We start from the raw sequence: 5,116 nt of genomic DNA, 5'->3' as shown, positions 1-5,116 counted from the left end.
CTGAGCGGCCATTCGGGTGACGCCACCGTAAAGCCTCCGCCGTTGCTGATGATTGTGCGCATTCTCGACAAAATGGCACGCGGAACGCTGTGGTGCTGGCGCGGATCCACGCCGAAGCCCCACGATCTGACTCGGAGTGGGGCTTCGTGGTGTTCCCGTGATGGCGACCGGTGTTTTCAGAACGACGCTGATCCCCCGCCGGAGCGGCAGGTCTGGCAGACTCCTCGTATCATTAAGTCATGCCGACCGAAGTCATGGCGACCGCGCAGAACTATCCTGCGCTCTATCGCGGATTGCTGGAGAGCACGCTGCGCACGATCGATCTCGACCGGGTAACGCGGGCGATCGAGTTACTCGCCGAGGCGCGGGAGAATGGGCGCACCATCTTCGTTTGCGGCAATGGCGGCAGCGCGTCCACGGCTTCGCACTTCGTTTGCGACATGGTCAAAGGCGCCAGCTTCGAGCGCGCGGCGAGGTTCCGTATTATGGCGCTGACCGATTCCATGGCGACCATCACGGCGTATTCGAACGACGTCGATTATGGCTGCATCTTTACCGAACAGTTACGCAACTTCGCCCAGCCGGGGGATGTGGTGATGGCGCTGAGCGGATCGGGGAATTCGGCGAATGTGGTGCGGGCGCTGGAATACGCGGGCGCGGTGGGATGCCGCACGATCGCGCTGACGGGTCGTGAAGGCGGCACGTTGGGACCGCTGGCTGAAGTGGAGATCCGCGTTCCCGAGCAGCATATGGGGCGCATCGAAGACGGGCACATGATCGTGTGCCATATGATCTGTTACTACTTCATGGAGCATGGGTCGGAGAAGGCAGTAAGTTCAGTTCAAGGTAAATAGCTCCCGGAGTTGGCGTATCCGAGTAGGGACGGTTTATCAGGACGAATCCGATCTCCCGGTACATCCGGAGAGCATCGGACATGGACGGTAAGGTGTCGCCGTACATGGTTGTATATCCGCAGTGTTGGGCGCGCTGAATGATCCAGCGCATGAGCGCGCGGCCGATCCCGCGGCCTCGGAACGCGGGCGGGACGTAAAGCCGCTTGACTTCACAAGCTGTTTCGGTCAGAGGCCGCAAGGCTACGGTTCCTGCCGGTTTTTCGTCGATGGAAGCCAGGGCGACGGCGCCTCGCGGCTCGGCATATTTTCCGGGTAGACTTTGCAATTCGGCGGCGAAATTCTGGAACGTCGCGGGGAGACCGAGCGACTCCCAGTATTCGGTCCACAGGGCGCGTACATCGTTGAGGTCGGCGGCGATTGTGATTTGCAGGCCGTTGCTCATGTCCCTAACTTTATCGGGCCGATAGGTGAGAACGCGCGGTAAGTTTCTGTACTTCGTTCGTTCAGTAACGCTTTTGTAACCACGGGCGGCTTGGTAACCTAGTTAGACGCCGAAGCGTTAGACACTGAAGCGCTGCCAGGCAACTGGGAATCACTTTCGATATATGGACTCCGGCGAAGACACCCACCCGAAAACCGCTTCCCGATTCGGCGCGAAAACCATCACCACGATTGCAGCGTTCGCGCTGGCCGCAGTGATGCTCTATTTCTCGTTGCGCGGGATTGAATGGGGGCAAGTGGGGCGATTGCTGCGGGGCGCGAAGCCTCTGAACGTGGCGCTGTGCTGCCTGTTGGCGACGGTCGCACTGTATCTTCGCGCGTTCCGGTGGCGCATTCTACTTACGGCGGAGACCGCGATCGGGATTGCAATCGCGTTCTGGGCGACGGCCGCGGGCTACTTCGGTAACAACTTTCTTCCGGCGCGCGCGGGTGAATTTGTGCGCACCTTCATGATCAGCTCGCGAACCGCGCTGAGCAAGACCTACGTATTGACAACGGCGTTCGCGGAGCGGGCGGCGGACGGCATCGCGCTGGTGGTCATCACCGGCATTGTGCTGCTTGTCATTCCCGGGAAAACGCCGTGGCTGGCGAATGCGTCGAAGGGATTCGCCGTCATCGGGATCGCGGGCGTATTGTTTATCGGACTATTGCCGCGGCTGGAGAATCTGGCGCTGGCGATTCTGGCGCGGTTGCCGGTGTCGGAGCGAATACGCGACCGGCTGGCACACACCCTGGAGCATGGATTGCGCGGGCTTCGTTCGTTCCATGACGGAAGACGGCTCGCGGGATTTATCGCGCTAACGGTAGTGATCTGGTGTCTGGATGCGACGAGCGCGGTGATCGGCGGGAACGCGCTGGGGCTCAAGATGACGTTCCCGATGGCGTTCATTCTGATTGCGGTGATCGGGTTGGGGAGCGCGCTGCCTTCGGCGCCGGGGTACGTCGGTGTTTATCAGTTTGTCTGTGCGACCGTGCTGGTACCTTTTGGGCTATCTAAGACCGACGCAATTGCGTTTAGCTTTTTTGCGCAGGCGCTGTCCTATTTTGTGATCGGGATCTGGGGCGCGGTTGGATTCCTGCAGTACCGGAAATTGCATGCGCCGGCGCGGCAGGCGGAAATCGCTGCGGAAGTTCCGGTTTCGACTTAGTCTTCAAAATTGATGCGTTCGCGCTCGACTACCGGCGGCCGGTTCAAGACCTGCGTGTGAATCGAGCCCAGGTACTCGCCGAGGACTCCGATGCCGACTAACTGCACCGCGGCGAGGAAGAACAGTCCGATAACTACCGGGGCTGTTCCCAGGCGGAAGCTATCCCAGAACAGCAGCTTATAGACCAGGTAAATTAGCGCGACTAACAGGCTGAGCCCGCCGATACAGAAGCCGGAGAAAGTCACGAGCCGTAGGGGAACTTTGGAGTGATTGGTGATCCCTAGCATCGCGAGGTCGTACAGCGTGTAGAAGTTGTTCTTGGAGACGCCGCGCTTGCGTAATGGTTGCGAGAACGGGATCAAACCGATCTTGAAACCGAGCTCGGAGACGAGCCCGCGGAAGTACGGATACGGATCGTTCAGTTTCCGAACAGCTTCGATGACGCGCGCGTCGTAGAGGCCGAAGCCGGTGACGTTCTTGATGAGCGGGACCTCGGAGAGCCGATCGACCACGAAGTAATAAGCCGAGCGCATCAGGAAGAACAAAGGGAATTCGGCGCTATTGGTTTTCTGCGCAAGTACGATTTCGTCGCCTTGCTCCCATTTTGCGATGAATTGGGGGATTAGTTCGGGCGGGTCTTGCAGGTCCGAGGCGAGCGCAATCACGGCGGCGCCCCGCGCTTGCAGCAGCGCGTTGTAGCCCGAGCGGAGCGGTCCGAAGTTTCGGTTGTTGACGATGACTTTGATGCGGCGGTCCTTTGCTGCGATCGCGCGAAGTACGGTTAACGTGCCGTCGGTGGAAGCATTATCGGCGAAGATATAATCCCAATCATATTGCTGAAGCTGTGACATTACAGCGGTTACGCGCTCGTACAGTTCCGGGATATTGTCCTGTTCGTTATAGCAGCCGCTGACTAGAGTAATTAGCGGCATGCGCGGGCAATGACCTCGACTACCTGGCTAAGTTCATCCGGCTTGAGGCCAACGGACGACGGCAAGCTGAGCGCGTCGCGGTAGAGTCGCTCGGCTACTTGCCCGCCCAGTACGTGCGCGTCCTGGTACGGGATTGACTTATGAATCGGTTGCCAGAGCGGCCGTGCCTGTATGTCAGTATCTGCCAGATTCGCGAGTAAGTCGCGACTCGACATTCCGTACTCGTTTTCGTCGATCAATATCGTGTAGAGCCAGTATGAACTGCAAGGCGATGCCGGCATGGTGGTTATCCCCGGAATGCCATTCAAGGCTTTCGTGTAAGTGGCCGCGTTGGCGCGTTTGATAGCCAGGAACTCATCGAGCATTTCCATCTGCGCGCACCCCATGGCCGCGGCGACATTCGTCATGCGGTAATTGAAACCGATTTCGTCGTGAACGCATTCGATCGCGTCTGACTTCGCTTGTGTCGTTAAGTGGCGCGCGTGTTCGGCCCAGTCTTCGCGATCGGTGACAATCATGCCGCCGCCTCCCGTCGTGATGATTTTGTTGCCGTTGAAGCTGAAGCAGGCGATGTCGCTGAGGCGGCCGACCGGTGCTCCGAGAGCTTCGCTCGCGTCTTCAATGACGATGAGGTCGAACTCGCGCGCGAGCTCGATCAGCGCGGGCATGTCGACGGGGTGACCCAGGATATCAACCGGAAGGATCGCCTTGATATTGTGCCGCTCGCGCCCGCCGCGGCGCAGGAAATCCCGGATCCGATTGACGTCGATTTGCCAGTCGTGCGGCGCGGCATCGACTAAGACGGGATTGGCTCCGGCGTATCGGATGGCATTCGCCGGCGCGATAAAAGTAAGGTCGGAGACGAGCACGCCATCGCCGGGCTGAATGCCGGCGACTAACAGGGCGATGTGGAGGGCGGCAGTTCCGTTGACCGTGGCGACCGCGTATTTACGCCCGACCCGCGTCGCGCACTCGCGTTCAAACCGCGTCACGTATGAGCCGACCGAAGAGACCCAGCCCGTGTCCAGACAGTCTTTGATGTACTCCCATTCCTGGCCGCGAATTTCGGGAACGGAGAGAGGGATCATAACAATCTTGCGGGCACGCCTGCGACGGTAGTATGGGGCGCCACGTCGTCGACAACGACAGCGCCCGCGCCGACAATTGCACCAGATCCGATGATCTGATTTTGCCGCACCACGGCGCCGATGCCGATGTGCGCTCCGAGCCCGACTTGAACTCCGCCGGCAAGACGCGCTCCGGTTGCGACGTGCGCGTGATCTTCGATGCGGCAATCGTGCTCGACGATCGCGCCCGTATTCACAAGCACGTTGCGACCGAGCTCCGCGCCGGTGTTGACGATCGCACCCGCCAGAATTTGCGCACCCGGACCTATCATTGCGCCTTCCGCGATCAGCGCGCGATCGTGGACCACGGACTGCGGTCTCAGACCGGCTGCAATCGCTTGTTCGAAAAGGCGCCGGCGGATCGCGGTCGAGCCCGTGCTGCCGACACCGACGATGAAGTACTCGGCATCGAGGCGTGTCAGATACTCGTCGCCGCCGATGATTGGGATGTCCATGATGAGGGTGGTCCAGAGCTTCGGATCGGCGTCGAGCAGCGCGTAACCGACAAGCGGCGCTTGTCGCCGCAGCGCGTCGATCAATACGCGGGCGTGGCC

The 5,116-nt window shown here is 60.1% G+C and carries 6 protein-coding genes; 2 read left to right on the top strand and 4 right to left on the bottom strand.

What is annotated here, in order from left to right:
* Positions 1 to 239 precede the first annotated feature (239 nt).
* Positions 240 to 854, top strand: coding sequence for a D-sedoheptulose-7-phosphate isomerase (locus H1Y01_RS10295; protein ID WP_219341437.1), 615 nt, complete (start codon positions 240 to 242; stop codon positions 852 to 854).
* Here H1Y01_RS10295 and H1Y01_RS10290 read toward each other — a convergent pair.
* Complete coding sequence (locus tag H1Y01_RS10290) at positions 805 to 1,296, bottom strand: GNAT family N-acetyltransferase (protein ID WP_180540432.1); 492 nt, start codon at positions 1,294 to 1,296, stop codon at positions 805 to 807. The genes H1Y01_RS10295 and H1Y01_RS10290 overlap by 50 nt on opposite strands.
* A gap of 163 nt (positions 1,297 to 1,459) precedes the next feature.
* Here H1Y01_RS10290 and H1Y01_RS10285 point away from each other — a divergent pair, with 163 nt between their 5' ends.
* A complete protein-coding gene (locus H1Y01_RS10285) occupies positions 1,460 to 2,503 on the top strand; it encodes a lysylphosphatidylglycerol synthase transmembrane domain-containing protein (RefSeq protein ID WP_180540431.1) in 1,044 nt (347 codons plus the stop codon).
* Here the strand turns inward: H1Y01_RS10285 and H1Y01_RS10280 are convergent.
* The 3 genes from H1Y01_RS10280 to H1Y01_RS10270 form a co-directional block, all read right to left on the bottom strand.
* The gene (locus H1Y01_RS10280) at positions 2,500 to 3,435 is read right to left on the bottom strand and encodes a glycosyltransferase family 2 protein (RefSeq protein ID WP_180540430.1); all 936 of its coding nucleotides are present in this window, start codon (positions 3,433 to 3,435) and stop codon (positions 2,500 to 2,502) included. The genes H1Y01_RS10285 and H1Y01_RS10280 overlap by 4 nt on opposite strands.
* The gene (locus H1Y01_RS10275) at positions 3,426 to 4,523 is read right to left on the bottom strand and encodes an aminotransferase class I/II-fold pyridoxal phosphate-dependent enzyme (RefSeq protein ID WP_180540429.1); all 1,098 of its coding nucleotides are present in this window, start codon (positions 4,521 to 4,523) and stop codon (positions 3,426 to 3,428) included. The genes H1Y01_RS10280 and H1Y01_RS10275 overlap by 10 nt, the downstream gene beginning before the upstream one ends.
* The coding region (locus H1Y01_RS10270; protein ID WP_180540428.1) for an acetyltransferase at positions 4,520 to 5,116 on the bottom strand (597 nt) is incomplete at its 5' end. The genes H1Y01_RS10270 and H1Y01_RS10275, both read right to left, overlap by 4 nt.

The sequence above is a fragment of the Nevskia soli genome (assembly GCF_903970205.1).
GTDB lineage: Bacteria > Acidobacteriota > Terriglobia > Bryobacterales > Bryobacteraceae > Bog-113.
This window is presented reverse-complemented; position numbering and strand designations above follow the sequence as displayed.